Annotated in this window: 30 protein-coding genes; 19 read left to right on the top strand and 11 right to left on the bottom strand. The window is 49.7% G+C overall.

Annotation, left to right across the window (positions count from 1 at the left end; translation table 11 throughout):
- Nucleotides 1-186: 186 nt before the first annotated feature.
- Nucleotides 187-1,239, bottom strand: coding sequence for an adenosine deaminase (locus H6F72_RS07915; RefSeq protein WP_190433495.1), 1,053 nt, complete (start codon nt 1,237-1,239; stop codon nt 187-189).
- A gap of 277 nt (nt 1,240-1,516) precedes the next feature.
- On the opposite strand from H6F72_RS07915, the gene H6F72_RS07920 reads away from it, so the two are divergent.
- The 6 genes from H6F72_RS07920 (at nt 1,517) to H6F72_RS07945 (ending at nt 7,604) form a co-directional block, all read left to right on the top strand.
- Nucleotides 1,517-2,857, top strand: coding sequence for an adenylosuccinate synthase (locus H6F72_RS07920; protein ID WP_190433497.1), 1,341 nt, complete (start codon nt 1,517-1,519; stop codon nt 2,855-2,857).
- Between the two features lie 119 nt (nt 2,858-2,976).
- Nucleotides 2,977-3,591: a 50S ribosomal protein L25/general stress protein Ctc gene (locus tag H6F72_RS07925; RefSeq protein WP_190433499.1), complete on the top strand. Its 615-nt coding sequence runs from the start codon at nt 2,977-2,979 to the stop codon at nt 3,589-3,591.
- 122 nt (nt 3,592-3,713) lie between these two features.
- Entirely contained in the window at nt 3,714-5,255 is a 1,542-nt protein-coding gene (locus tag H6F72_RS07930) for an AAA family ATPase (RefSeq protein ID WP_190433501.1), read from the top strand.
- 18 nt (nt 5,256-5,273) lie between these two features.
- The gene (locus H6F72_RS07935) at nt 5,274-5,600 is read left to right on the top strand and encodes a hypothetical protein (protein ID WP_190433502.1); all 327 of its coding nucleotides are present in this window, start codon (nt 5,274-5,276) and stop codon (nt 5,598-5,600) included.
- A gap of 10 nt (nt 5,601-5,610) precedes the next feature.
- Nucleotides 5,611-6,726, top strand: coding sequence for an AI-2E family transporter (locus H6F72_RS07940; RefSeq protein ID WP_190433504.1), 1,116 nt, complete (start codon nt 5,611-5,613; stop codon nt 6,724-6,726).
- A gap of 44 nt (nt 6,727-6,770) precedes the next feature.
- On the top strand, nt 6,771-7,604 hold the full coding sequence (locus tag H6F72_RS07945) for a YdcF family protein (protein WP_370527463.1): 834 nt from the start codon (nt 6,771-6,773) through the stop codon (nt 7,602-7,604).
- A gap of 12 nt (nt 7,605-7,616) precedes the next feature.
- Here the strand turns inward: H6F72_RS07945 and H6F72_RS07950 are convergent, their stop codons facing one another.
- Entirely contained in the window at nt 7,617-8,639 is a 1,023-nt protein-coding gene (locus H6F72_RS07950) for a CHAD domain-containing protein (RefSeq protein ID WP_190433508.1), read from the bottom strand.
- A gap of 312 nt (nt 8,640-8,951) precedes the next feature.
- Between H6F72_RS07950 and H6F72_RS07955 the strand changes: the two genes are divergently transcribed.
- Nucleotides 8,952-9,176, top strand: a complete 225-nt coding sequence (locus tag H6F72_RS07955) for a hypothetical protein (RefSeq protein WP_190433510.1) — start codon at nt 8,952-8,954, stop codon at nt 9,174-9,176.
- A 237-nt stretch (nt 9,177-9,413) separates the two neighbouring features.
- Here H6F72_RS07955 and H6F72_RS07960 read toward each other — a convergent pair whose 3' ends face one another.
- Both H6F72_RS07960 and H6F72_RS07965 read right to left on the bottom strand, forming a co-directional pair.
- Nucleotides 9,414-9,638 (bottom strand): ferredoxin-thioredoxin reductase variable chain, encoded by a 225-nt coding sequence (locus H6F72_RS07960; RefSeq protein ID WP_190433512.1) that lies wholly within the window; start codon nt 9,636-9,638, stop codon nt 9,414-9,416.
- 104 nt (nt 9,639-9,742) lie between these two features.
- On the bottom strand, nt 9,743-11,740 hold the full coding sequence (locus H6F72_RS07965) for a PP2C family serine/threonine-protein phosphatase (RefSeq protein ID WP_190433513.1): 1,998 nt from the start codon (nt 11,738-11,740) through the stop codon (nt 9,743-9,745).
- 338 nt (nt 11,741-12,078) lie between these two features.
- Here H6F72_RS07965 and H6F72_RS07970 point away from each other — a divergent pair, with 338 nt between their 5' ends.
- Complete coding sequence (locus H6F72_RS07970; protein ID WP_190433515.1) at nt 12,079-12,510, top strand: NfeD family protein; 432 nt, start codon at nt 12,079-12,081, stop codon at nt 12,508-12,510.
- 53 nt (nt 12,511-12,563) lie between these two features.
- Nucleotides 12,564-13,568 (top strand): SPFH domain-containing protein, encoded by a 1,005-nt coding sequence (locus H6F72_RS07975; RefSeq protein WP_190433517.1) that lies wholly within the window; start codon nt 12,564-12,566, stop codon nt 13,566-13,568.
- Nucleotides 13,569-13,633: 65 nt separating this feature from the next.
- Here H6F72_RS07975 and H6F72_RS07980 read toward each other — a convergent pair whose 3' ends face one another.
- Nucleotides 13,634-14,041 (bottom strand): Fur family transcriptional regulator, encoded by a 408-nt coding sequence (locus H6F72_RS07980; RefSeq protein WP_190433519.1) that lies wholly within the window; start codon nt 14,039-14,041, stop codon nt 13,634-13,636.
- Nucleotides 14,042-14,199: 158 nt separating this feature from the next.
- Here H6F72_RS07980 and purS point away from each other — a divergent pair, with 158 nt between their 5' ends.
- The 3 genes from purS to H6F72_RS07995 all read left to right on the top strand — a co-directional run bounded on the left by purS (nt 14,200) and on the right by H6F72_RS07995 (nt 16,026).
- Nucleotides 14,200-14,484, top strand: a complete 285-nt coding sequence (gene purS, locus H6F72_RS07985) for a phosphoribosylformylglycinamidine synthase subunit PurS (protein ID WP_190433521.1) — start codon at nt 14,200-14,202, stop codon at nt 14,482-14,484.
- Nucleotides 14,481-15,179 carry a phosphoribosylformylglycinamidine synthase subunit PurQ gene (gene purQ / locus H6F72_RS07990; RefSeq protein ID WP_190433523.1) on the top strand — a complete coding sequence of 233 codons (699 nt, stop codon included), beginning with the start codon at nt 14,481-14,483 and terminating at the stop codon, nt 15,177-15,179. The genes purS and purQ overlap by 4 nt, the downstream gene beginning before the upstream one ends.
- A gap of 166 nt (nt 15,180-15,345) precedes the next feature.
- Nucleotides 15,346-16,026 (top strand): TVP38/TMEM64 family protein, encoded by a 681-nt coding sequence (locus H6F72_RS07995; protein ID WP_190433525.1) that lies wholly within the window; start codon nt 15,346-15,348, stop codon nt 16,024-16,026.
- Between the two features lie 19 nt (nt 16,027-16,045).
- Here the strand turns inward: H6F72_RS07995 and H6F72_RS08000 are convergent, their stop codons facing one another.
- Both H6F72_RS08000 and H6F72_RS08005 read right to left on the bottom strand, forming a co-directional pair.
- Nucleotides 16,046-16,420 (bottom strand): hypothetical protein, encoded by a 375-nt coding sequence (locus H6F72_RS08000; protein ID WP_190433526.1) that lies wholly within the window; start codon nt 16,418-16,420, stop codon nt 16,046-16,048.
- Between the two features lie 207 nt (nt 16,421-16,627).
- Complete coding sequence (locus H6F72_RS08005) at nt 16,628-18,322, bottom strand: GH3 auxin-responsive promoter family protein (RefSeq protein WP_190433527.1); 1,695 nt, start codon at nt 18,320-18,322, stop codon at nt 16,628-16,630.
- A gap of 268 nt (nt 18,323-18,590) precedes the next feature.
- Between H6F72_RS08005 and H6F72_RS08010 the strand changes: the two genes are divergently transcribed.
- From H6F72_RS08010 to H6F72_RS08020, 3 genes are all read left to right on the top strand, one after another.
- Entirely contained in the window at nt 18,591-19,094 is a 504-nt protein-coding gene (locus H6F72_RS08010) for a sterol desaturase family protein (RefSeq protein WP_190433528.1), read from the top strand.
- 162 nt (nt 19,095-19,256) lie between these two features.
- Nucleotides 19,257-19,583, top strand: a complete 327-nt coding sequence (locus H6F72_RS08015; RefSeq protein WP_206755422.1) for an Mpo1-like protein — start codon at nt 19,257-19,259, stop codon at nt 19,581-19,583.
- A 129-nt stretch (nt 19,584-19,712) separates the two neighbouring features.
- Nucleotides 19,713-21,110 carry an amidohydrolase family protein gene (locus H6F72_RS08020; protein WP_190433529.1) on the top strand — a complete coding sequence of 466 codons (1,398 nt, stop codon included), beginning with the start codon at nt 19,713-19,715 and terminating at the stop codon, nt 21,108-21,110.
- A gap of 74 nt (nt 21,111-21,184) precedes the next feature.
- Here H6F72_RS08020 and uvsE read toward each other — a convergent pair whose 3' ends face one another.
- Together uvsE and H6F72_RS08030 are read right to left on the bottom strand one after the other, a co-directional pair.
- A complete protein-coding gene (uvsE, locus tag H6F72_RS08025) occupies nt 21,185-22,114 on the bottom strand; it encodes a UV DNA damage repair endonuclease UvsE (protein WP_190433530.1) in 930 nt (309 codons plus the stop codon).
- 65 nt (nt 22,115-22,179) lie between these two features.
- Nucleotides 22,180-22,467: a hypothetical protein gene (locus H6F72_RS08030; protein ID WP_190433531.1), complete on the bottom strand. Its 288-nt coding sequence runs from the start codon at nt 22,465-22,467 to the stop codon at nt 22,180-22,182.
- 281 nt (nt 22,468-22,748) lie between these two features.
- Between H6F72_RS08030 and H6F72_RS08035 the strand changes: the two genes are divergently transcribed.
- The gene (locus tag H6F72_RS08035) at nt 22,749-23,342 is read left to right on the top strand and encodes a class I SAM-dependent methyltransferase (protein WP_242016839.1); all 594 of its coding nucleotides are present in this window, start codon (nt 22,749-22,751) and stop codon (nt 23,340-23,342) included.
- A 49-nt stretch (nt 23,343-23,391) separates the two neighbouring features.
- Here the strand turns inward: H6F72_RS08035 and H6F72_RS08040 are convergent, their stop codons facing one another.
- Entirely contained in the window at nt 23,392-23,736 is a 345-nt protein-coding gene (locus H6F72_RS08040; protein ID WP_190433532.1) for a hypothetical protein, read from the bottom strand.
- 107 nt (nt 23,737-23,843) lie between these two features.
- On the opposite strand from H6F72_RS08040, the gene H6F72_RS08045 reads away from it, so the two are divergent.
- Nucleotides 23,844-25,106, top strand: coding sequence for an FGGY-family carbohydrate kinase (locus tag H6F72_RS08045; RefSeq protein WP_190433535.1), 1,263 nt, complete (start codon nt 23,844-23,846; stop codon nt 25,104-25,106).
- A 15-nt stretch (nt 25,107-25,121) separates the two neighbouring features.
- On the opposite strand, the gene H6F72_RS08050 is transcribed toward H6F72_RS08045, so the two are convergent.
- The gene (locus tag H6F72_RS08050; protein WP_190433537.1) at nt 25,122-25,634 is read right to left on the bottom strand and encodes a GNAT family N-acetyltransferase; all 513 of its coding nucleotides are present in this window, start codon (nt 25,632-25,634) and stop codon (nt 25,122-25,124) included.
- A 139-nt stretch (nt 25,635-25,773) separates the two neighbouring features.
- On the opposite strand from H6F72_RS08050, the gene H6F72_RS08055 reads away from it, so the two are divergent.
- Together H6F72_RS08055 and H6F72_RS08060 are read left to right on the top strand one after the other, a co-directional pair.
- The gene (locus H6F72_RS08055) at nt 25,774-26,055 is read left to right on the top strand and encodes a hypothetical protein (RefSeq protein WP_190433540.1); all 282 of its coding nucleotides are present in this window, start codon (nt 25,774-25,776) and stop codon (nt 26,053-26,055) included.
- A 23-nt stretch (nt 26,056-26,078) separates the two neighbouring features.
- Nucleotides 26,079-26,849: a hypothetical protein gene (locus tag H6F72_RS08060; protein ID WP_190433542.1), complete on the top strand. Its 771-nt coding sequence runs from the start codon at nt 26,079-26,081 to the stop codon at nt 26,847-26,849.
- Nucleotides 26,850-26,999 lie beyond the last annotated feature (150 nt).

A 26,999-nucleotide genomic window follows, 5' to 3' on the forward strand; every position in this document is an offset into this window, starting at 1 on the left:
TAGCTTCAGCAGACCCAGTTGGCATCGTAACTTTCGTAGCAGATTTTAAGATCTTCCGTTAGTTAACGTCGCGCGAGCGCAATTTTTGGCATCATTTCATTCTCACTATAAAATCGCCTTAGATCCGAGTTGGCTTTGGATCTAAGGCGATTTTGATTTCTCAGGTTTAACCCAAGTTGGCAGTCTTCAGTTGACGACGCTTTGAGCAGGCTCAGAAACCTTCTCGTCTTCCCGTAGCACCTCAGTCAAGATGGAAGCTGGACGCTGTCGATGGGGCCAAGCAAAGGCGTGCTTGAAAGCTGCATCTTGGCAAGCTTGAAGTTCCTTGAAGCCAATCACGTCATAGGTCAACAGATTTTCGTACTCGAACGGCAAGCGAACATTGTGCAACCCTGCATTATCTGTGCAGATGGCAATATCTACCCCTGCTTCAAAGCAGCGATCGAATACTAGTTTGAGTTGGCGAATATCCTCTAGAGTGCCCGTCTTGAGATACGTGGTCGGACAGACTTCCAAGCATTGATTTTGCTGAGCTAACTCTGGCAAAAGTTCTGGATATCGCAGCGGAATCTGAATTCCGTGACCAATCCGCATCAAATAAGGCAGTAGTTCTGGATAACTACCATCTGTAGTTTCGTACACATGCCCAGTAGTGTTGAGTCCCAGCGATCGCGCGTAGGCATACAACTCCGTAAACTCATCAAGCCGCTCCGCATAATAGGCATCGCCCCCAGCTAAATCAATGCCACAAACATAGGTGCGATTTTGAGCCGATAATTCCACGATGGCTCGGTTTACGGCATACGGTAAGCGGGAGTGCATACACAAGATCTGGCTCGTCACGATCGGGTATTCACTCAGCTGACTAGCCTGCCCCACAATCTCGACAATTTGAGCCATCTGGTCGATCCGCTCAGTTTGGGGCAAATGGTCTGGCGTCCGCAAATAAGGGGTATAGCGCAACTCTAAATACGCAAGATTCTCAAAGATATAAGCGCCCCGAATCAAGCGGTAGATAAAGTAAGGTAATGTCTTGGCACTCTGGACATTTTCTACCAGCGTATGTAATTCTAGATACTCATCTAGGGTTTTACGAGGCCGAGTGTAGAATTCCTCAAACTCTGGGTACTCTGGAAAGCGTTGAGCTAAATCCGACTGACTGCGATGAAAGTAGCGCCAGAGTACCCGAGGGACAACTGAACCGCCTAAGTGACGGTGTAGCTCAGCATATAAAGACACGGCAACCTCATTCAAAAAATAAGTTGACAATCGCCTGCCTGTCTCAGGAAAAAGAGCACAGTTAGATTAAATCAGCTAACTGCACCCCTCTGGTCCCAGTCAGCAGCTGCCATTAAATTGTGTAAATCCTTCTTCAACTATAGACAAATCTATGGAAGACCGGAGGGTTTCTAAAATGGCTGCCAACAGATTTTTCAACTTCTATCTTGAGGTTGACACTTGTTACGTTGGTTGCCGATAATCGTAATTTGTGTGAAGTCTAGCACTAGAAAAACCCTTGGCTAACGTAGTTGTAATTGGGGCCCAGTGGGGCGACGAAGGAAAAGGTAAGATTACCGACCTGCTCAGCAAATCAGCAGATGTTGTTGTACGTTACCAAGGGGGTGTCAATGCTGGGCACACCGTGGTGGTTAAGGACAAAACTTTTAAGCTGCATCTGATCCCTTCTGGCATTCTTTATCCCGACACAGAATGCATTATTGGATCGGGTACGGTTATCGATCCCAAAATCTTAATTGAGGAGTTGGATCAGCTCGATAAGTTGAATGTTTCAACTAAAAACCTGCTGATCTCCGAAACTGCCCATGTAACAATGCCTTACCATCGCTTGATTGATCAAGCATCGGAAGAGCGGCGCGGCAGTCACAAAATTGGCACCACCGGGCGTGGAATTGGTCCCACCTATGCTGATAAGTCCGAGCGGACGGGCATCCGGGTGATGGATTTGATGAATGCAGAATCCCTCCGGAAGCAGCTCAATTGGGCGATCAACTACAAGAACGTCATTTTAGAAAAGCTGTATAACTTGCCACCGCTCGATCCAGAAGCAGTGATTGCTGAGTATCTAGAATATGCTGAGCGGTTGCGGCCTCATGTCGTCGATTGCTCACTCAAGATCTACGATGCCATTCAACGCCGTCGCAATATCTTGTTTGAAGGTGCCCAAGGCACACTCCTGGATCTAGACCACGGTACCTATCCTTACGTCACCTCCTCTAATCCGGTAGCGGGTGGCGCTTGTGTCGGCGCTGGCGTTGGCCCTACCATGATCGATCGCGTGATTGGGGTGGCGAAAGCTTATACAACTCGTGTCGGTGAAGGCCCTTTCCCCACTGAACTCGATGGAGAGGTGGGTGAGTTGCTCTGCGATCGCGGTGCAGAATTTGGCACCACCACGGGTCGGAAGCGGCGTTGTGGCTGGTTTGATGCCGTGATTGGTCGCTACGCCGTTCGCATCAACGGCTTAGACTGCTTGGCCATTACTAAGCTAGACGTGCTGGATGAGTTGGACGAAATTAAAGTTTGCGTCGCCTACGAGATTGAAGGTCAACGCTGCGAAGACTTCCCCAGTAGTGCTCGTCGCTTTGCTCACTGCAAACCCATCTACAAGAGCCTCCCTGGTTGGAAGCAATCAACGGCTGATTGCCGCTCTTTAGAAGATCTGCCGAAGCAAGCCTTAGACTACCTGAAATTCTTAGCTGAGTTGATGGAAGTGCCGATCGCGATCGTATCTCTAGGGGCGAGTCGCGACCAAACCATCATTGTGGAAGACCCCATTCACGGACCGAAGCGAGCTTTGCTCTACGCTAACGGTGCGGCTGTTGCTGCTGAGGTCTAGAACAAACGCTTTCTAGGATGACTGCACTTTATGGGCACCTATACACCTACCGTTAGCAGGATTTAAGTTACTGTGCTCTGCGTTAGCCTGAAGGGCCATAGCGGAGCACAGTTTTTTTTATGCTACTGAACCTGGAGTGTCAAAAACGGGAGTCTGGAACTAAGCCGGGAGCGCTACGACGTGCTGGCAAGACTCCTGCTGTTTTGTATGGACATAAAGGGGCAGAGTCAATTTCCTTAACCTTGGATGCCAAAGTAGCGGAAAGCTTAGTTGATAAAGCCACTCTGAACAATACATTGGTGCAACTGAGCATTCCCAGCTTAGGGTGGAGTGGCAAGACGTTGCTCCGCGAAGTTCAAACTCACGCTTGGAAGCCGTCAATTTATCACCTCAGCTTCTTTGCGATTGAGTCGCAATCTAGCATTCACGTTCAGGTACCTATCCATCCCACGGGTGAAGCCCCAGGAGTCAAGCTGGAGCAAGGTTCTCTGGATACAGTTTTGACGGAAGTGCAGATCCAATGCCCTCCTGGAAGTATCCCTGACTTTATTGAAGTGGATATTTCCGAGCTTCATGTGGGCGATATGGTACATATCAGCGATCTAAAATTGCCTGATGGTGCCGTTGCGCTAGAAGATCCAGCCCAGGTAGTCATGATCGTCATCGGACCTAGAAGCACTGCCGCAGCAGAGCAAGAGGAAGCAACAACTACGGAATCAGCTGCCGCCACATAAGTCTGAAATACAAGTTTCGAGCCAAACAGAGTTATAAGAGCCAGGGTTACACCTGGCTTTTTTGTGGGAGCTTTTTGATTGGGCAGGTTGTTTTGGGCTGAATTTACTGGATATTAGAGAGTATGACAGACACTTCTCTTCCCCCTTTTATTCAACAGATGCTGGAGCCAGGATTTTATCCCCATCCTGTCGTAGAGCCGATCCAGCTAATTCAGACTCACGTTTCCTATGTACTGCTGACAGGTGATTATGCTTATAAAGCCAAAAAACCCGTTAACTTTGGCTTTTTAGATTTCGATACGCTGGAAAAACGCCATCACTTCTGCGAAGAAGAGCTGCGTCTCAATCAACGCGGTGCGGCAGAGCTGTATATCGAGATTCTGCCCTTGACGCAGAGTGGCGATCGCTATACCCTAGGTGGCTCCGGCGCTCCGGTCGAGTACGTGATCAAGATGCGGCAGTTTCCCCAAGAAACGCTATTCACGAACTTGTTCGATCGCGGAGAGTTAACCGCAACCCGTTTGGTAGAGTTAGCCCAAGAACTCGCAAGTTTTCATGCTAAAGCAGCTAGTAGCGACTATATCCGCAGCTTTGGTGAGGTAGACCAGATCCGAGTGGCGATCGATGAAAACTACGACCAAACCCAAGGCTATGTAGGCGGGCCGCAAACTCAGCAGCAGCTCGACGAAACTCGCAGCTACACCGATCGCTTGTTTGCAGAACAGAAAACTCTGTTCGACAGTCGTATTCAGAACGGCTGGATTCGTGAGTGTCACGGGGACGTGCATTTGCGGAATATTTGCCTGTGGCAAGACAAGATTTTGCTGTTCGACTGCATTGAGTTCAACGAGCCGTTTCGCTTTGTTGATGTCATGTTCGATGTCGCTTACATCGTCATGGACCTTGATGCCCGCGATCGCACCGACTTAAGCAATGTTTTCTTAAACGCTTATGTAGAGCAAACGGGAGACTGGGAAGGGTTGCAAGTTCTACCTTTCTATCTCAGTCGGCAATCTTATGTCCGGGCCAAGGTTACTTCGTTCTTGCTGGGTGATCCGGCAGTCCCGGAAGCCGAGAAGCAAGCTGCTGCTGAAACCGCCGCCCGCTATTACCGTTTAGCTTGGCAGTATACCCAACCGCAGCAGGGGCGATTGATTTTGATGTCTGGGTTGTCTGGCTCTGGCAAGAGTACTACGGCGCGCCAAGTGGCAGGTGAGATTGGCGGTATTCACATTCGCTCTGATGCGGTGCGGAAACATTTGGGCGGCATTCCCCTCCAGCAACGGGGTGGCGCTGATCTTTATACGCCAGAGATGACCCAGAAAACCTACGATCGCCTACTCAAACTTGGCACGACCTTAGCCGCGCAAGGTTTCCCGGTGATTCTGGATGCTAAGTACGATCGCCAAGCTTTACGGGCTGAGGCGATCGCTCAAGCTCAAGCTCATCAATTACCGCTGCAAATTCTTTATTGCACGGCTCCAGAAGCTGTGTTGCACGATCGCTTGCAGCAACGCAGCAACGACATCGCGGATGCCACGGCAGATTTACTCGCTCAACAGCAGATGGCCCCCTTTACGGCGGATGAGCAAGCTTTCGTGACCACCCTGGACACCACGAAAGACTTAACATCCTTGCTCACGCAGACTCTGCAATCCCTATAGGGATAGGAGAAAAAGACGGTGGCCAAGTCTTCTAGGTTTTCAGGCGGATTTGCAGTAGGACTGAAGTGGTCTTTATTCTTTCTGCTCTGCTTTTTCATCCTGGGTTACTCCGCCGTCTTTAGTGTCCTTCTCGCCTCAATGGGGGGATTTGCCACTAGCTTGATCACAGATTGGTGGAATGCTAAAGCTGATCCTCAACCTGCGACAACTTCAGATGCGGCAGGCAACCAAGCGAATCAGCCTAAAGCAGAACGAGTCCTGACCCGCGCTGAAAAATGGCAACGAGCCACTGGCACTCATCGCAGGCGTCTCCCCAGATTAAAGTGGCCGTTTGGCAAAAGGTAAAATCAAGCTCATGACTAACTCCCCCAATAAAGTACAGCGATGGTTAGCCTGGGGCTTGCCTTTTCCGCTAATTGTGCTTAATGCTTGGGTTGCCCTTCAGGTATTTGAGTATTTTGAGCCACTAGTGACCGTAGTTGGCCTCGGTGTTTTGCTAGCTTTCGTCTTAAACTACCCCGTGCGTTTTTTGCATCAACGCGGCATGAAACGCAATCGAGCCGTTTTCTTAACGTTCTTCGTGGCGCTCCTTGTAGTGATTGGGGTGGGGGTGACGCTGATTCCCATTGTGCTAGAGCAACTGAGCGAAGTGATCAGAGTTTTGCCGAGTTGGATTAATTCAGGCAGTACTAAACTGGAGCGCTTGAACCAATGGCTAGAGACTCGCAATTTGCCCATCGACTTCAGTCATTTGGCCACTCAGTTGACCGATCGCTTCCCAGATGAGGTACAAGCCCTAGCCGAAGAATTGCTTACCTTAGCTTTGGACACCGTCAACAGCGTCTCCGACGTACTACTGACGGCTGTGCTGACGTTTTACTTATTGCTAGATGGCGATCGCCTCTGGAACGGTTTGTTTCGTCGCTTGCCGAGTCGGTTTGGGGTGCCCATTCAGCGATCGCTCCAACAAAACTTTCAAAACTATTTTCTCGGTCAGGTTACGCTTGCGGCCCTCGTCGGCACTGCTATGACTCTGGCTTTTTTAGCGCTGCGGCTGAAATTTGGCTTGCTATTCGGCCTTGGGATCGGCGTTATGACCTTGATTCCCTTTGGCGATGTCCTAAGTTTTGTGCTGGTGGGCCTCTTGGTGGCTTCGCATGATTTTTGGTTGGGTGCCAGAACGTTAGGAGTGGCTGTGGTGGTCGATCAAGTGATTGACCAAGCGATCGCGCCAAGATTAATCGGGAGCTTCACAGGTCTAAGCCCCATTTGGGTGATTGCTGTCTTGGTCATTGGCACGAAAGTTGGTGGCTTACTGGGTCTCCTGATTGCTGTCCCCATTGCCAGTTCGATCAAAAGTCTTTTAGATATTAGCTTCCAGCCTGTTCCAGAGGACAATGGCCGCGAACTGGAGCCGTCCAATTTCAATCCCATACAACTAACTCCTGCAGAATCAGAGCCTCGCTCGTAGGGGCGAAGCCCTCGGCGAGGTGCTTTGGAGGGTTACAAGGTCGCTTGTCTAAAAGCTTCGCCCTGATTCAATTCAATCGATCGCCTATGTTTTTGTTTCTGTCAAAGTTGCTGCCTTTATTCTTGTACCCGTTAGGGCTGAGTTGCTTGCTGTTGGTGGTGGCCTTGTTGACGTTTTGGAAGCGGCCTCGAATTGCGGCTGGTGCGATCGCTCTGGCCCTCACCGTCCTCCTGTTGGGAGGCAATGGTTGGGTTGCCAATCAGTTAGTGCGATCGCTGGAGTGGCAAAATTTACCAGCGGCAGAATTGCCTCAAGCAGATGCGATTGTGGTGCTAGGGGGTGCGACTAAGTCTGTTGCCAAACCCAGACCTGGCGTAGACTTGAGTGAAGCAGGCGATCGCGTGGTCTATGGGGCGCAACTGTATCGCGAGGGGAAAGCGCCACTTTTGATTCTGAGTGGCGGTCGGATTAACTGGCGGGGTGGGGGATCTCCGGAATCAGCGGATATGGCGGCATTAGTGAAGAGTTGGGGCGTCCCTGAGTCAGCGATTCTGCAAGACCCGCGATCGCTGAATACCTATGAGAATGCCGTTAATGTGAAGCAAATTCTAGAATCGCACCAGATTAAGCGAGTTTTGCTCGTCACTTCGGCCATGCACATGCCGCGATCGCGACTCATTTTCCAGCGCCAAGGCATTGAAGCAATTCCTGCACCCACTGACTTCTTGGTCACTGAGCTAGAAATACAAGAGCTACAGAGCAGCCCAGAAGCGCTCTTGCTCAATCTCATCCCTGATGCTGATCGGCTTCAACAATCTTCTCGCGTCCTGAAGGAGTATTTAGGATTAGCAATTTATCGGCTACGCGGTTGGCTGTAAGTGACAAATTAACTACCCTCTCCCATTAGTCCCTACAGTCACGACCACTTCTGAAGTAGAACTGAGGTCGGATACTACAGGACACATTACTTGCAGCCGCAGCGTATTGCGGAATTCAGGAGCGAGGTAGCGTTGCTGAATGGGTTGCCAACTTTGCCACAGTTGCAGTTTTCGTTGTTGAATTTGCTCATCCAAAGTGGGTAGCGCTGTGGCTAAGTCTGACTCTAACTCAGCACTCAAAAACTCGCTCAACACTGAATAATCTTGAATCTGCCCTAGCACTTCCTGAATATTCTTAAAGTCTTCGACTTGAGCGGCATAAGCAGGATCATAGAAGTCGGTGAAGAATTCGGTTTGATAGCGTACTCGCTTCAGCTGCTTACGCAGGTCATGCAGTTGCGTTTCTTGGTCTGCCAATAACGCTTGAATGACTTTGGTATCTAACTTTGATGAGGATTGATTTTGAGCTAGATTCGCTCCGACTAGCCAACCGGGATGCAGCAGCAGTTGACTGATTAGCGGCAGTAATAAATCAGGCAGCACTTTGAGAATAGGTTGCTCAGCGATCGCTTGATACTCGGGGTGTTTAACCCAACGGGAAAAGGCTTTCTTGAACTTTTGGTAGTGGCCGCGATGTAAGGTTTTTTCTAGTTCAGCGAAGTGGTGCGATCGCTGCTTTTGTAGTTTTCTAAAAACGGCATCTAACTCTTTTTGCTCTGCTTTTTTAAGTGAGGGATAGTAACGATTTTTTAACTCTGGTTGCAGAACATCTAAATCTCGTACTGCTCCTAATTTCTTGGCGATTTTACTAATTTGAGGAATATTAGCTGCCTTGGGTAAATCTAAGGCAGGGCCAAACACTTGTAGGGCAGTCCGGAGACGGCGCATGCCAACTCGCATTTGATGTAAATGCTCTGGTTCTGAGTCTTGCAGGACTGCTGCTTCGGGCTTTACAGATTTTTTGAAGTGCTGCTGAATGGCTTGATGAGCATATTCTCCCAAGGTCGCTGCTCTGACGGGTGTCTGGATTTTCATATCGCTTCGTTACAACTCAAAGAATTATCAGAATGGAAAATCTTATCGAATTTTTGTTAACCTTTGACTACCATTTTGTTAATTTCAGCCAGGTAATTACTCAGTCCTAAGATAGTTAGTTTGAAACTTTGTCTGCCAATATGCGTATTGGAGGAGGGCTTGGCAAACGAGCGCTTTTCTCAGCGAGCCTGTCGTCTAGGACTGGGATAGGTAAACTATAAAAGTATGGTTTTATCTCTATCAGAAATTTCAGATAAAGTTAACAAATTATTTATTCAAAGTAAATTAAAACTTCTAGAGTTAGTTATTTAGATGTCTCAGCCTTTACATTGGGTCGTCCCAGCTCCTCCACCGGACACTGAATTCTTTGCGGTCTATCAAGCCACCCATGAGTTTTATCGGGAAGCACAACATCGAGAGGCGTTGGAGGAGTATTACGAATGGTACGAACAAACGGCTGCTGCTCACCGCCGCGAGTTTGAGAAGATGCGGGGAGATGTGAATATTTTTGGCTGGTTTAGTCGGCGCGATCGCTAGTATCCAGCCTCCTGTTAGAACCGAGAGCTTGAGGGCACCTGCCCCCAAACCCCCGCTGAGAGAGTTGCGTCCCCCAGCCTCCCTCCAGAAGGTTTTCGTAAAATTTTTTGGTGGAGAAGGTAAAAAGCAAAGACCCCTGATGTTTCTAGCAATGAGAAATCAATCAGGGGTTAGTAAAGTGATGAGTTTTATCTCTGAGCTTGAGCTGGCGTAGGAGGCTTCCTCCTGGGAACAGAACTATGCGGTTACTTCTAGTTCTACTTCTTGCAAGTGAGCGCGAAATTTTTTGTCAAATTTGACTTGGATGGGTAGGTTGGCACTGACGGGTCGGCCCTGCCACTCCTTGACGACAGCTACTACTTCGCCTTCCTGACCTTTGATATCAAATGCTTGATTGCGATGGTCAGGATGATGGTACACAATGACGGATTCTTTGACGCGAACGCGATCGCCAACTTTCATAATCCTCGTGTTTCCTCTTCAACAACCTGAACCAATGCAGCGCTCAACCATAAGTAGCGCTTGCAGACAACCTTTTTATCTTCACATAGAGTGGCACTTTCCTATCAATTAGTCGGGGAACCGGGGGGTAAAGCTTGGTTGAGGGGGTTGGGTAGACGTTGACGCAATTGCTGGAAGCCTTGCGGGTTGAGTTGTGACCAAGCAATTAAACCAGCGGTACCGCCACCAGCTAACAAGATTAATAAGCTGAGGACGACGACAAAGCGGTTGCGTTTGCGAGTTACTGTACTGACCGGAACAGCAGTGGCAGGGGTTTCGGCTTCACCTGATTCGCCATAGAGCAACGCTTTGGAGGCTTCGGACATATCTGCGGGCCAACCACTCGTTGCATTGGTCGCTCGTTTGGGGTCAAACCAGTTGAGCTGGAAGTCGGAGGAGACTCGACAGTGCATCAACACAACAGAGGTGTTGTCGTAGCCGTTGTGTTGGTTGGCTAAATCGATCAAGGCTTGAACTGCGGCTGACAGAGACAATTTACCTCGCAGCACAGGTTCGGCGTAATCAAGCCAAGCTCGCTCAATCAAGCCGTTATCACTGAGGCCATCGGAGCAGAGCAAAAGCAACCCATCTTCCTCGACAATGAAGCGCTGCACAGTGGGTCGAAGAAATTCGGCATCTCTGGTGCCTAGGGCTTGTGTTAATCCGCCTGCATCAGGTCTGTGTAGCGCTTCGCGATGTAAACTACGGCCCAACCGAACTTCTCTGGTGGCTACGTCATCATCCAAGGTCAACAGATGGCAGTAGTGAGGGGTGATCCAGTAAGCACGGCTATCTCCGACATTGGCGATGTATAGCTCATGGGCATTATCAGCAGTTGCACCTGTAGTCAGTTTGACTCGCTGCGGCAACTGAAGCGCCATGACTAGGGTTGTGCCCATGCGCTGTCGCGATTCTCGCCCTTGAGTATCGTTTTGAGCGCAAATCAAGTTATTCACGACGCGAATGGCTGCTTCTAGCTGTTCCATAATCAGCTCTGGTGACAGCAGTTCTTCCTGTTCTTCTACTTCTGTTAAAAAGGCACGAATTTGGAGCTTGAGCGATCGCACTGCCAACTGACTTGCAACTTCCCCGCCTTCGTGGCCACCAATGCCATCACAAACGATCGCCAGGTGGGGCACTAATTTCTCTTTGGGACGGGCTTGGCCTTCTCGCAAGTCGGGCACTGTAGGGAAGTAAGCATCTTCATTCAGCGATCGCTGCTTGCCTGTATCCGACTCGCCGAGTAGCTTGAGCTGGAGCGGCAATTGAGAAGATTGTTCTAGCAATAACTGGTTGAGTTGCGTGACCACACTGGCAAGCGAGGCTTCCGCTGTGCGTAACGGGTGCAAGACGGTTTGCAGCGGTTGAGCCACGACCACTTGAGCTTCGGAAGCCCAGGCAAAGAGAAATTCGCCAAATTCTTCTAGGGTGGGAGGCTGAGGCAACTTGCGGCTGAGGAGCGATCGCGGTTGGGCATCTGATTCAGGTTGGTCAGCATACAACTCGCGCAGTCGGACGCGCCAACCTTCTACTCGCAGGTTCTCTGGAATCATTAAGCTGGAGGCCACGCCTTGCTCAGCTAGCGGTTGCCACAGTTGCAGCAATTGCCACAGCCAATAGACTTGGCGCAGGGAGGTGGTTTGCGGCCAGACTTCGGCCATTGAGGGGTGTAAGGTCCCGCCTGAGTCGATGGCGGCGTTGTCCAGCAGTGCAATATCCCACTGAGTTGTTTCTTCTCGGCTGGAAGCGAACCCGTACAACTCTGGCACATGCAACCGTTGAGGATAGAGATGCAGATAAGCGAGCAACTCATCTGGCCAGGCAGGAGGGAGGTGCGGCAGCAATCCAGGTTGGGTGTCTAGCCAAATCTGTGGAGTCAAAACGTAGTATCTGCCTAGAACCAATTCCTGTGGCGATCGCTGAGTCGCGCTGCTGCCACTGGCCCAGAGGTAGCGATAGATGAGCGGTGTTTCACAATGGGCACAAAGCTTCTGGCCTAGAGAATTCTGTGGATTAGCACAGGCTAGGTTAGGGCAAGAAATTTTTAGCTCAGAATTGCTCATGCGTTCGCACACCCTAAAGCTAAGTGGATCAAAGGGCTAGAGGCCTAAAAGGTTGGGATAGATTGGTTGTGATAACACTAATCCCACCAGCCTACCCCATCATTATCTAAGCCTAGTACTTCACCAAATTAGATTTTCAGGGTTGAGTGGAGCGGGTTTCGCCAGCCCCACTCAACCCCAACCAGCACAATTAATGCGGTGGAATCCGAGGTTGAAGTTACAAGACAGCAATCATAGCAGGGTTAGGGGCTACCAGACATTTGCGATCGCGGCAACCAAGCTGGAATTGGGATCAGTGCAATTGAATCTATCTTTATCGCGCTGCACAGGATATGGGTATGCCTTTCGGTCCTACAGTGATTTGGTTGCTGGCAGGAGTCGGATTTTGTTTAGTAGAGCTATTGCTGCCGACTGCATTTGTCGCCTCAATGATGGGTGTGAGTGCGTTTATCGTTGCCCTGATTTCATTGGTTTTGCCGCAGCTTAGTTGGCAAATTATCCTCTGGATGGTCATTTCGGTAGCGCTGGTAGTTTTGGTGCAACGTTGGGTACCCAAGCAGAAGGCCTCAGCGATCGCAGATGCCACAGAGGCAGAAACTTTAACCGAGATTTTGCCAGGAAAAACGGGTCGGGTGCTCTACGAAGGCAATTCCTGGCAGGCCCAGTGTGATGATGAAACGCTGGCGATCGCGCCTCAGCAAAAAGTCTGTGTAGTCGGTCGTAAAGGCACGACTCTGCTGGTCATGCCAGAAAATTTACTGCATCACTAGAGCCGAATCTGCATTCGGTTGATTTGCTTTTTCAAGCTTCAGGAGAATCCACAATGAATCAATTTATCTTAATGCTCGTTCTCGCCCTAGGCGGTGTGGGGCTTTCTGGCGTCAGAATTCTGAGCCAAGGGAATGAAGCGCTCGTTGAAACCCTGGGACGCTACAACGGCAAAAAACTCAAACCAGGGCCAAATTTCGTCTTTCCTGGTTTGGATCGCGTGGTGTTCAAAGAAACCATCCGCGAAAAGGTTTTAGACATTCCTCCCCAACAATGCATTACCCGTGACAACGTATCCATCACTGTGGACGCCGTAGTCTACTGGCGCATTATCGACATGGAGCGGGCCTGGTACAAGGTGGAGAACCTCAAGTCGGCAATGGTAAACATGGTGCTGACCCAGATTCGGGCCGAAATGGGCAAGCTAGAACTCGATGACACCTTCACGGCGCGATCGCAAATTAGTGAGCTGCTGCTCCGGGAGCTAGACATCGCCACCGACCCTTGGGGGGTAAAAGTCACCCGTGTTGAGCTACGCGACATCGTACCCTCCAAAGCCGTCCAGGAATCGATGGAATTGCAAATGTCCGCAGAGCGACGGAAACGCGCCTCTATCCTGACATCAGAAGGCGAAAGAGAATCAGCCGTCAACTCTGCCAGAGGTAAAGCAGAAGCTCAAGTGTTGGATGCGGAAGCCAGACAAAAAGCAGTCATCTTGGAAGCGGAAGCTCAACAAAAAAGCATTATCCTCAGAGCGCAAGCAGAGCGGCAACAGCAAGTGCTCAAGGCTCAAGCCACTGCCGAAGCACTTCAGATTGTGGCCAAAACCCTTAAAACTGACCCCGATGCTCACGAAGCGCTGCAATTTTTACTAGCGCAACACTATCTAGAAATGGGCACCACCATTGGCAGCAGCGGCAGCAGCAAGGTAATGTTTATGGACCCGCGCAGTATTCCTGCCACTTTAGAAGGGATGCGATCGATCGTGGGGGATGACAGCACTCACGCTAACAACCACAACTCCAAGCTTGATCCTGCTGCTAATCTAGGGCTTTCATAAGCTCAAGTAGCACCTCTGCGATCGTTGGACAAAACACTGCTTAAAGCACTACTTGCGAAGCGAAGCTAACTAACCACCCCGTTAGCACTTTGAGCCGCTTGGCAGGGATCGCAGAGGCCAAAAAACTCCAGGGTATGGTAGTAGATCTTGAACTGATGCGATCGCTGGAGCTGCGTCTCTAGCTCGTGTACCGGACATTCATGAATGGGAATTGAGGCACCACATTGTAAGCAAGTGAGGTGGTGCTTATCTTGCTGCAAACAGCTGTACAACGATTCACCACTGGCTAACGTGCGTACCTGTACCACACCCTCTAATTTCAAAGCGTCTAGGGAGCGATAGACCGTAGCAAGCCCCATGCTCTGACTTTGACTCCGCAATTCCACGTAGAGATCTTGGGCAGAAACGGCTCGATTTAGGGTCTTCAATAGGGCTAAAATACGCTCCTGGCTGCGGGTGCGTTGAGCTTTCATATACAAACAATTCTCAAGCGTTATGTTGGGTAGGGACGCAGTTTGTCCTTTCCTTCAAGCTAAACCATATAGACTGCACAAATGGTAAATCGCAGCCTTAGAATAGGAAGGCTGTGGTGTACAAACCGTCTATTCACTCTTTTAGTTAAGGCGCTGCTGTGACTCGAAAGTATCAGGCTCGAATCTATGTTACCCTCCGTCCCTCCGTACTAGATCCAGCCGGGACGGCAGTGCAATCTGGATTGCAACATATGGGCTACGACAATGTGGAGCAAGTTCGAATCGGCAAATATGTGGAACTGACCCTGACAGCAGCAGATGAAACCGCAGCTCGACAGCAGTTGGATCGAGTGTGCGATCAACTTTTAGCGAACCCGGTGATTGAGAACTATCGCTTCGAACTCACCGAATCAGCCACCCTCAACTCAGGGGTAACCGCATGAAGTTTGGCGTTGTTGTATTTCCTGGCTCGAATTGCGATCGCGACGTTGCCACCGTTACCGAAGGCTTACTTCAGCAGCCAACGCGCATGGTTTGGCATGAGGAAAGCGACATTTCCGATTTAGATGTGGTAGTAGTTCCCGGTGGTTTTAGCTACGGCGATTACCTCCGCTGCGGGGCGATCGCTCGTTTCTCTCCTGTCATGCAAGCTACGATCAAGCATGCTGAGCAGGGCAAGCTAGTTCTGGGCATTTGCAATGGCTTCCAGGTGTTGACGGAAGCAGGACTGCTGCCTGGAGCTTTGGTCCGTAACCGTGACTTACACTTTGTCTGCGATCGCGTCCCCGTTAAGGTGGAGCGAAATGATTTGCCTTGGACGCAGGAATATCAGGCAGGAGAAGTGATTACCCTACCGATTGCCCATGGTGAAGGTAGTTATTACGCTGACCCCGACACCTTGGCTGAGCTTGAAGCCAATGGTCAGGTGCTGTTCCGTTACTGCACAGCGGCAGGAGAGGCTGAAAATGGCAGCAACCCCAACGGCTCCCTCAACAACATCGCTGGCATTTGTAATCATCGGGGCAACGTTTTAGGCATGATGCCCCACCCAGAGCGAGCCGCTGAACCCATCTTAGGTAACACCGATGGCATGAAATTGTTTCACGGTTTGTTGTCTGCCGTTGCTGCGATCGCTTAACCGACTCAATCAAATTGCTGGCGCGATCGCTCGACTATCTTGGTAGCCTGGGCGGGCAACAAGTAGTGGTAACCACTACTAGTTCCATACCCGTAGTGAGATGCGAGCGATGGTCAGGGTCTCGTATCCTAAGGCTTTCAAATCACCGAGGTCTCTGGATACGATTATGCGATTGTTGCGGCGTAAAAGGTTTTGGTTATTCGTGGCTACGATCGCTGTAATTACTTTAATTAGCGTGCTCTTTCTTAAGGGCTGGTTTATCAATTTGAGGAGCTGGCTGCGGACTTTAGGACCGTGGTCTATTCCGATGTTTATTGCTGTTTATGTCCTCATGACCCTGGCGGGGTTACCTAATGCCTTGCTGATGCTCGGCTCCGGTACTTTGTTCGGGTTTAGCAAAGGAGTACTTTACGCCTCAATCGCAGATATTTTGGGGGCGACGGCTTGTTATGTCGTGGGTAAAACCATTGCTCGCAAACAGATAAAGAAATGGCTCGCCAAAAATCCCAAGTTTCTCGAGATTGACAAAGCGATCGCTCGTAAGGGCTGGAAAATCATCCTATTGACTCGCCTCTCGCCAGTGCTGCCTTCGAGTGTGCTTAACTACGGCTTCAGTTGTACCAAGGTCAAATTTAGAGACTATTTCATCTTTACTTGGATCGGGATGTTGCCCGTAATCGCCTTCTACGTTTACCTCGGCTCTTTTGGCTTCAGGATGATGGGTCGAGAGGGTTCGCCGCAAAATCTGTTGCTGCAACTTAGTGGACTGTTGGCCACAGTAGCCACTGCGATTTACACGACGCGAGTCGCTAAGCGAGCCTTGGCCCAAGCTGAAGATGCTGCCTAGAAGCCTGCTCAAGAGGTAGCTATTCGGGTTGGTGAAGTTCTGGCTGTCTCCGCTTGAACCAAACGAGCAGCACATCCAGAATGCGATTAAGGCTGGCAGGATACGCGATCGCCCAGATATTAATCAACAGGCAAGTGCTAGCCAACCAAAACAGAATATAGGTGGGAGGCATCACGATACCAACGGCCAACCAGGTTAAGACATGTAGCACCATTACTAGGGCGAAGCAACTGGCTAAACCCACGGCTCGTTGAATTTGCACCGTTGGACGACGCAAAGCCGTGAGTCCCAGAGTCAGCACGGTGGCGAGTAAGTTAGCTGGCACCAAAAACGCACAAATGGCGATGCAGTGAGTCCGAGAGAATTCAGATAGAGAGTGGAAAGCGTCAAGCATGAAGAATGAACAGTGAGAGTCTAGAAGCTATCGATTTAAGCGATCGCCCCTTACGTTAGTGCCTGCTATAAGCTCTAGCCACAGCTTAAAGGGGGATATGACTAATCATTTCACCCTTTGAGAGTACCCACTCCGGATCTTTAATAACTCTACAGCTTTGGTGGCTGCTGGCGGTTTGGCAACTGCTCTCTGGGACACCAGCTCTCACTAGTAAGATTCTCGATTCGCCACTTCCGGCAGTCGAATTTCCTGGTCCACGGTTAACCCTGCCAAGAAACTGCGGTCCTCACTGATGTGAGGAAACTTGAGCTGAGAATCTGGCACCCCTTTCTTAAGCTGCCGTTGGCGGACGATCGCAAAGCTGCCTGAAGCCAGAATCCGAAGTCGCGGTGCGGGCACAGCATCTCGTCGCTTAACTTCGTAGGAAGTGTGAATTTCCTTCAGTTTTTGGTCGAACCGATGTAAGAAAGCTGACGGATTATCGAGTGCTTGACCAGGCAGCAGCTCAATGTTTACTAGATAGTGGGCTGGAATCACATCTTCAGCCAAAGTGACACAAAAATCTTCTAGGGGCAGGCCAAACTCTTGTTGCAGCGATTGCATCACTTGAGTCACATGGAATTCGGTGGTTTTTTCGGTGGTAGAGGAGAGCAGCCCCCCTCGACGATGGCGGAAAACAATCAATGGCGATTGCTCGTAAAAGCCTGTCACTTCGACCACATCACCAATGTCGTAGCGATAGAAACCGCTGTAGTTGGTCATCAAGATGCGGTAGCGATCGCCCACTCGCACTTCCGGCGCTAGTAGGGTTTGGGGCTGTTCAGCCTCCCATTGATCTTCCGGGATAAATTCAAAAAACCCACTCTCGATCGCCAGAATGCTGCCGTCTTGGCCCAGTTCCGGATAGATGCTAAACGTGCCTTCGGCAGAGGCATAGACCGCGCCATAACCTGGGGTGTCGCCAAAGTACTGAGGAAAGCGCTCAAAGTAGAAGTCCGAAGTGCCGCCCCGCGCAGTTGCCACATAGGAAAGCTGCGGCCAAACGAGCCTTGGGATCAGCCGCCCTTCCGACTTCCAGACCTCGCGGAGTTGGGCCGCTCGGCTTGGATTGGCTGACCATTGTCGCTCTAGTTTCGTACGCACGTCCGGCGCTAATTTCAACCAAGGCGCGATCGTGCCCTGGTCTAAATCGTGTATCAACTCCTCAGCATATTGCTCCAAATAATTGCAGATCCGCAACACCAGCATGGGAAAGTTAGCTCCTAAACCTCGCATCTCAGGCTGGCACAGCGCAAACAGTAGGCAGAGATAGTGCCGCGTCAAGCTGTCGTCGGGCAGCAACGTTTCGTAGGGATGCGCAAAAAGTTGTTCGTAGAGGAATTTGCCCATCCGCAGTACGCCAACGCTGGCAGGCCCATACTCAATACCGCCCGGAGTGCGACCCAAAAGCTGTACCGAGTTGGTAGCAAGCAGTTTGCCAAACTGGGAGCCGCGATCGCGTAAGGCGTCACTCAAAAACCCAATGCTGGTGAGATTCGCCTGCCGCAGAGAGTTTTGAAATCGCTTGGTGACGGGAATTAGTTTTTTTTGCCCCGTCGAACCGCTGGTGAGGTTGAGATAGACCACCGGATCGGGGGTTAAGACGTTTTGCTCACCTTGAGCAATGCGCTCGGTATAAAGCTCATAGCTGCTGTAGGGTAAAACTGGGACGCGATCGCGGAATTGGTCAATGGTTTTGATGTCGCCCAAACCATACTCTCGCCCCAAGGCAGTGTCTTGATAGGCAACCAGCAACTCTTTCAGGAACTGCTCTTGCACCGCTAAAGTGCGCCGAGTTTTTTTGACAAAGCTATTTTTCACTTGACGACTCACAGTCGCCAGAATCGGTAACAAGATCGACATTCCCCTTCCCCTCACGCTCATCCGCACAGATGCATTGGATTTCGATTAAAGCCGATTTACCACCGGAGTTCAAATAGACACCAGTAGCGCTAAATGGTTCTCAAACCGCGAAAAAGCTCCAAATTCTATGCTGAGCGATCGCCTCGTTAGACCCTCACTCTCTAGAAATCAGTGCCACAAACCTCCTTTAGTAGCTCCTGAGCCACGAAGAGGATGTCAAAATAGTCGTTATTGGTTCTTGCGGGCACCGTGTGAGGAAGGAGAGTTCATGCTGACCTTAGAGCCGATCGCCATCGGCATTGCCTGTTTCATCATCGCTTTTATTCTGGCCAGCTTGGTGGAGTACTGGATGCACCGCCTAATGCATGCGTCCCCTCGGGTGGGCGAGCGCCATCGCGACCACCATCGGCGTAACGAAGGCCAAGGCGTTTTGTGGGAATTCCGTGACTACGTCAGAGGCACGTTTATTGTGCTGGGCTTGATGTTTTTTGTCTCGATCCCTGCGGGTAGCGGGTGGCTGCTAGGTGGGATCGCCTATGCGGCGTTCTCAGCTTATGCCCATCAGCTCCAGCACGAAAACCCCACTAAGTGCTTCTGGATGAAGATGCCTGTGCATTACGTACATCATAAATACGGCATGTGGGACCACAACTTCGGCCTAGCTGTAGATTGGTGGGACCATATTTTTGGCACTTACAAACCTGTGGAGTGGCTGAGCGAGCAAGAACTGAACCAACCAGAACGGAGTTATCTGCAACTCCGTTGGTGGTAACGCTAGCTTAGAAGCAGTCCAACCGGGTGATTTTTGCCAAAAACTGGCGATCGCCCTCGCCTAAGCCAGAAGCCTAGTGCTATGTTGCTTAAACAGTTGCTTATTGCTTAAACAATAGTTTCCGATCCCTGGCATGAATTCTTAGTCTGTGAGGATTCCACCTTGAGCGAATTTCGACAGTTGTTGCAAGAATCGAAAGCCCACTTTGTTGCCAGTCATCAAAACCCCATTAACCAGGCTCTGCACCATCTCACCAATATTTTGGCGATCGCAGCGGTAATCTTGCTATTTTACGATTGGCGGCTGACCTTAGTTTGCCTAGTATTCACCCAAGTGTTTGCCCTAGGCGGCCATGCTGTCTTTGAAAAAAATCAGCCTGCTTTCGTCAAGTACCCTGGCGTCACTATTCTCAGTTCCTTCACTTGGTCCTTTGAGAATTGGTTTGGTCTGCGCCAAATTCTGGCTTACTTACAGCGCAAGACGGCTTAGCGTTTACACTTGTACACAAACTCAATAATTTCTTTGATTCAAAGTTTGTTGGAGCCAACGTCGGCAACTGTTTCCAGGCTTGCTGGCTGGTTTGTCTCCACTTTACAGGCTATCCACTGAGGAGCGTTCATGTATCAAGGTTTACTGGTAATCGATGCGGATGCCCATAAGCTCGAAAATCCGCTGCTGCTGCGGGATTATATAGAGCCACAGTATCGCGATCGCATTGGTCTAGTGATTGATAGTTTGGGTGATCAGCGCGCGAAGCTGATTGACTTTAATCCTGCGACTGGCAAAAACGATTATGTGCGGATGTTCCCCCAGCCCCAAGGCTTAGGCAAAGGTGGCTTCCGCAACCTCCATCCTGAGACGACTCTCGGTGCCATGTTCAATCGGGTCCGCATTGAGCACATGGACCGCGAAGGTGTAGATGTCCAAGTTATCTACGGCACGCTCAATCTGATTTTTTCCAGCATTTTAGATAAAGATTTTGCGATCGCCCTCTGCCGCGCTTACAACACCTACATGGCAGATGACTGCCGTGGTTATGACAACCGCCTCAAGCCCATTGGGGTTCTGCCACTTCAAGATGTGGACGCTGCGATCGCAGAGATGAAGCGCTGCATCAATGAACTCGGCATGGTCGGTATAGCGGTGGCTCCCAACCTGCCCATTCCTCATCCCAAAGCACCAGACGCCTTCCCCGAAATCCGCACCTGCAAGAACATCAGCCATCCAGACTTCCGCCCCCTCCTACAAACTGCTGTGGATTTGGATATTGCTTTGGGCATCCACGGTGGCCCTGGTTCTTACATGGTGGGCGGCATCGCTGACCACATGGAGACCTTTGTCCTGAGCCACATCTTCGTGCAGCGCAACCAGCAGCAAATGGCAATGGCGCGCATGGTCTTCGATGGGGCATTTGAGCAATTCCCCACCCTACGGGTTGGTTTCCTCGAAGGAGGTTGCGGCTGGATTCCTGACCTCGCCCATGCTTTCCATGAGCACTGGGAGAAGCGAATTCGTGACTTCGATCCTAAGAACCCATATCGCCCCTCCCTCATGGACTTCACCAAGCTAATGATCCAAGAGCGGGGTGTGCAAAACGTTAACTTGCTCAACCAGGCAAAAAATCTGTTCGACTTGCTGTGGAGTGCTGAGCATGACCCTGCCAAGATCGATGACGCGAGCCTGTATGAGCACTACGATCTGCGCCACCGCGACCCGATGGACTACTTCAAACGGGGTCAGATCTTTGCGTCCTATGAGTCGGATGACCCAGGCCCCTCCTACATGCCTCAGGCAATGGGTGAAGCAGGCAAGCACATTCCTTGCTTCTCTGGTGACTACGGCCATTGGGATGGCGTCCTCAAGGATTGCGTTAAGGATGCAGCCACAGCCACTGAGTACGATCGCGAGCATCTGGCATTATTGTTAGGCGGTAATGCGCTGGCGCTCTACGGCGATCGCTTGCGTAATTCTTTACCTGATTACGTCAAAGCTGAATCTACCGTTACAGCTCAATAACCTAACTTAGCTCCTGATCTATCAACCCCTCTTTGGTATGAAGAGGGGTTGAGCAAAAATCGAGATTTGGTTGATTAGGCTGACATTGAGGCGATCGCGGGAGCTAACCACTCTTCCCGGAGTTTCGCGATCGCCTGCTCCTTCAATTTTGCTTCCACCTCAATCCAAGGCACTTCCCGGTAAGAACTAGGCATGACTGTAATGAGATTGCTGTGGTGGGGGTCGCCAAAAGCATCACAACCATTAGAAATATGCACTAGTTGCCATTCTGGAAAAGGCCAAGTGCTACGAGCGGCTAGCACCATTTCCGCTACACTAGGGTGCTCGTAGCTTTCCAGTTTTTCGTGAATGACATGATGGTGAGCATCAAACACCATTGGCACTTCAGCCGCCTGGCAGACCGCTAAGATTTCTGCCGCGCTGTAAGCATACTCGTCATTTTCCAGAGCCAAACGGCAACGAATCCCATCGGGTAGATTGCGAATCACCTGAATCAACCGTTCCGCGCGATCGCCTTTGCCGCCGTGGATTTCCATCATCGCCCAAGGCGATCGCGGCAAACCGAGCAAGTCAAAGATTTGCGCCTGAGCCCGTAGGATTTTGATACTATTCTCGATTACCTCTGGTTTATCAGAGCTAAGCACCACAAACTGATCGGGATGGATGACGAGGCGAATGCTCGCCGTCTGGGCGCGATCGCCCGTGGCTCGGAGCGTGTCTTGAAACTCCAGCAAAATTCCTTCACCGATTGGCTCATCGGCAAACGGAAATAAAGCTGAAGTTAGCCGATAGAGCCGAATCCCTTGTTCTAGACAGAAATCGATCGCGAGGTTGAGGCGCTGTAGATTGTCGGCATACAGCGCTCGCAAAACTCGTTCCTGTTCACTGAGTTCTAGCTGTAATAACCGCTTCCGGGTCAAAGCACGATAGCGCACTTGATTTGTAGAGGTAATGCAGACCAACCCCAATTTTGGAAGTGCGGTGTCTGTCAACTGTTGGCTCATCGGGGTTCGGCTTCTCTGGATTCGGCTGCTTTAAGTTCGGCTCTGGGGGCACTGCTAGACGGAGTTTATTCTTGCACGTACATAGGAGGTTCGATCGCGAAGTTGTCGATCCGACCAGACTCATCGATCACATAACCATCGGTTGTCTTCAGGTCAGTATTTTCTTCCTGCTCCACCGCAGCATCCAAGTTCTTGATATTGCGGGCCACATCTACGTTGGAGGGAATTTCTTCATCAGCTGGGTTCACAGCTGGGTTTTGCGCCATCTGCACGCCAAACTGATCCCCTCCTGCACCTTTGCCAGGTTCAGCGTCTTCAGGATTACCGCTTCTATATTCTTGTTCTTCACTCATGGTCATATCCCCGTATGTAAAAATTCAAGCTGGCTGAGTAAGATTTGCCTTGACACCTCATGCATCCAATGCGGCGAAGTCTTAGCTCATTCAACGCCTACCAAGTTACCTCAGTTCACCTTCAGAGAGATTCCTTCGGCGGGAAGGAACTCCACCTTGGCTACCTATACCTTGAGTAGGGTTCTGATCCCCACACCTTCTGCCAGCGATCGCGAGAATAAAGGAAGGCTTTGCTCGCTGTTCTGGAACCATGTCTCTTTATCTTTGGGAACGAAAAATCTTTGGACAAGAAACAACTGTTCGATCGCTGGGCACCCAGTTATGACTGGCTCTTTCCCTCAGTGTTTTACCAAGCCATTCATCAGCGCTTGCTGGAATTTACTCAGCTAGGCGATCGCGCTCAGGTGCTAGATCTGGGTTGCGGTACTGGGCGATTACTTTATCGTTTAGCAGAGCAATTTCCCAGCTTACAAGGGACAGGATTGGATCTCTCTGCCGAAATGCTGGGGCAAGCCCAAAAACGCCAGCCTCAATCGTCTCGGCTCACCTATGTTCAAGGTGATGCCGAGCAGCTACCTTTTGGCGAGGTACAGTTTGATGCCGTGTTTAACACACTTAGCTTTTTGCACTACCGTCAGCCAGAGCAAGTTTTTGCTGAAGTCAGCCGAGTCTTAAAACCAGCGGGTTGCTTCTACTTGGTTGACTTGACGTGGCAGCCTTGGTCAGATACCCAAGCTCTACTGATCTCGCCAGGAGAAATTCGGCTTTATAGCCAGAAAGCCCGCGAACAGCTAGGGCAACAGACAGGGCTAATTTGCCAAGGCCATTATTATCTACTGGGTCCTGTGATGCTGACAGTTTTCACTAAACCCTAGGATTGCCGACTGACAATTTATTAGGAATAGCTAAAAATAGCCTGTTGTTTTAATCACTAATTAGAGATTCGAACGTGGTTCTTAAAGCTTTGAGATCTGCAATCCTAGCCACAATTAAGTTCTCGCTGCCAGCATCTTCTAAGCGGTGTTTCCAGAGTTGAATCTTTTCAGAATTATTCATCCAAAAATTAACGACAGTTTCTACCACTTGATCTAAATCCCAACCGCGTTGGGGAGGTACTGTCTCGATGGATTGAATAAAAGAATCAAGGGTGCAACGGTAGGAACCAACATATTCCACACCAGGTTCTGGCAGCTTTTGTATAATTTCTTGTTGATGATTGAAGAAATGTAAAATGGGTGAGACACCTAGGACTTCAAATGTGTATTTCATGTGAAACTCCTAAAGAGTTTTTGCCGTTTCTTATTAAGAATGAATTGTAGTGAGTATAAAACCAAACGTCTAACGTCAGTAGATAGATTTAATACCTTTTTAACCAAATGAACCTTTACCTTGGCCTAGATTTTGGCACTTCAGGCGCACGCGCGATCGCAATTGACGCCGAGGGAACCGTGCAGGCGCAAGCCAGTTATCCCTATGTCGCCACGGCTTCAAAGGATTGGGTCACCAGTTGGCAAACGGCTTTATTTGCCCTGATCGAAAAAATCCCCCTAGACCTGCGCCAATCTATCCGAGCGATCGCGATCGATGGCACCTCTTCGACTGTGCTGATCTGCAACAGCGCCGGACGACCCATTGATGAACCGATCCTCTATAACGATGCTCGTGGAGCAACAGTTTTGGAGATGTTACAAGCGATCGCCCCTGCGAATCACAGCGTCATCAGTGCCACCTCTAGTTTGGCTAAGTTGTTGTGGTGGACTCAGCAACCGCAGTTTGCTCAAGTGCGCTATTTCTTGCACCAGGCTGACTGGTTGAGTTTTCTACTCCACGGCAAATTAGGGATCAGCGATTATCACAATAGTCTCAAGCTGGGCTACGACGCCGAGCAGCTATGCTACCCAGCTTGGTTAGAGAGTTTGCCCATGTCACCCTTGCTACCTCAGGTTGTGGCTCCTGGTACGCCCATTGGCCCGGTTAAGGCGGCGATCGCTACCCAATTTAGCTTGCGCTCCAATTGCCTCGTCTGTGCAGGCACCACAGACAGCATTGCTGCTTTTCTCGCCAGTGGAGCCCAAATCCCCGGTGAGGCTGTCACGTCGCTCGGTTCCACTCTGGTCCTCAAGCTTTTGAGCCAAACTCGGATCGATGACACTCAATTCGGTATCTACAGCCATCGTTTGGGCGAATGGTGGCTTGTGGGTGGCGCTTCCAACACAGGTGGAGCAGTGTTGCAAAAATTCTTTAGTTCTGAGCAATTAGAAACGCTTAGCGAAAAAATTCCCACTGAACAGGAAAGCTCGTTGCATTACTACCCATTGCAGCACCCTGGCGAACGCTTTCCGATCAATGATGCTGCCCTGGCTCCCCAACTAGAACCACGCCCAGAAGACCCAGTGGAATTTCTCCACGGCTTGTTAGAGAGTATGGCCCGCATTGAAGCCCAAGGTTATGAGCTATTGCAGAAGTTAGGAGCCACGCCGCTCAAACAGGTCTACACAGCCGGAGGAGGGGCAAACAACTCAGCCTGGACCAAAATTCGCGAGCGCCAACTAAAAACCTCTGTGGTTCGCTCGGCCCAAACGGAAGCGGCATACGGTACAGCTTTGCTGGCAATGCGGAATTGCAACCAGATTTTGTAAGTAGCAAGTCTACGTTTACAGCGCTAGTTTCATCGTCAAGGAAATACCGCCAGCGCGATTGCGAACTTCACTCCCCGCGATCGCTCGAAACCCCATCCTTTCATACAACCGTAGAGCAGGATTATGAGCTCTGACACTGAGAGAAATCGCTGGGTAAATCGGTTTTGCCGCTTCGAGTAAATGAGCGATGAGCTGAGTGCCAATGCCTTGGTTGCAATAGTCCGGTAGTACGGCGATCGCTAGCTCTGGCACGTCATCTGATACATAAGCGAAGCCTTTTTCTGTCCCTGGCCAAAGCCTGACCCAGACAGCTCCAACTTTCTGGTTGGTACCGGAGGCGATCGCCACAAACCCTAGATCTCCCTCTCGGCCCCAACCTTCAACGTAACGAGCTAGCAGAGGATGATGCATCGCAGCTTGAATGCTAGTTTCGCCCTCGTCTCTGAGGTGGGCTGCCTCAAACAGCATTTCCCATAGAAACGGCTGATCCGCGATGGTTAAGGGTTGAATTAGGTAGTTCAAGCTCATCTCTTCTAAATTGCAAAATATTTTTATTTTCTTAATAAAGAAAGTTTTTGCAATGGCCTTTACAGTAACCTTAACTTTTACAGGTGTATAAAATATTTTCTATAATTGTAATTTCTTAATCTCTACATAAGTAGACAAGATGACTCCTGAAGAAAAATTAAAGCAATCGGCAGAACAAAGTCGAATTGCAAGAGAATTTAAAGAGTTTGTAAAACAGGAAATTGAAAATTCAAAAGAATGGTTTGTGGTGACTCTTGAAACCTATGACGCCTACAGGGGATGCTATAAAGTTCACAAAAAAGATGGTTCAGTTCTTTATGCGACAGTAAGGTCAATGCCCGGTCATATTGGCAAAGGTGACACATTGGTAGCTTATCAGCCCAAAACAGGTCACTCGCCTAAATTATTTTTACCTCTTTAAAGATGTATTTTTAGAATTTTGCTATGAGTCATAAAGATAATAATGAGCAGAAAAACAAAGCTCATTTAACCCTAGGGTCTGCTAGTGGGATAGGAGGTGTAGGCATACTACAAATTCTAAGTCTCTTTCCTCTTACAGCTCCCATAGGAGCCGCTGGTACTGTTATTTTGAGTGCATGGCAATCTGAGCAGCAAAAGAAATTTATCAGTGAAGTCGAGCAAAAGATAGAGGCCCTTGAGCAGAAAACCATTAAACAATCTTTGCTAGATTCTGATGAGTTTAAAGAAATAGTAGCTCGTATTTGGGATAACGCTTTGAAAACAGCTTCAGACTTGAAACGGAAGGCGCTTGCGAGCGTTTTGGTGAATTCTGCTACTCAATCCCAAAACAGTCTCGCCGAAAAATCATCTCTTTTGCGAACTCTGCTAGAAATATCAGACAGAGAAATACTTGTCTTTACAGTTATACAAAGTGCTCTAGAAAAATCTGTTTCTTCTTGCCACGAGAAAGATATAGAACTAGCCTTAAATTTAAGTAGTCAAGAAGTTCATAATACTTGTGAGGATTTAGAGCAGCTTCGTCTAATAGCCCTTGCTGAACCGAATACCTGGACTATCACTCAACGTGGTTTGAGACTAATCGTGTGGTGGAGTGGGCTAGACAAACAAGAGATCCTAACAGCAGTTCAAGAGAGGGTTGAATCCGAACTTGGAACTAAACTTCAAGAAGTCAAGCAAGAAACAATGATTGCGATGTATGACACGCTTAGAAAAATGATGCATCTCGGCAGGTAAGCTTCTATACTCTCTTGATCTCTAATGCTCCTATTTAGTCATCTTCTTTAGCGACTGAATATACTTAAAGTTCTTATTGATTAATCATTGATTCTCTATCAAATTAGCGAGCCTTATTTAAAGGTTGTTCCACAATACTAGCCAGCAATC

It is taken from the genome of Trichocoleus sp. FACHB-46 (genome assembly GCF_014695385.1).
Lineage (GTDB): Bacteria > Cyanobacteriota > Cyanobacteriia > FACHB-46 > FACHB-46 > Trichocoleus.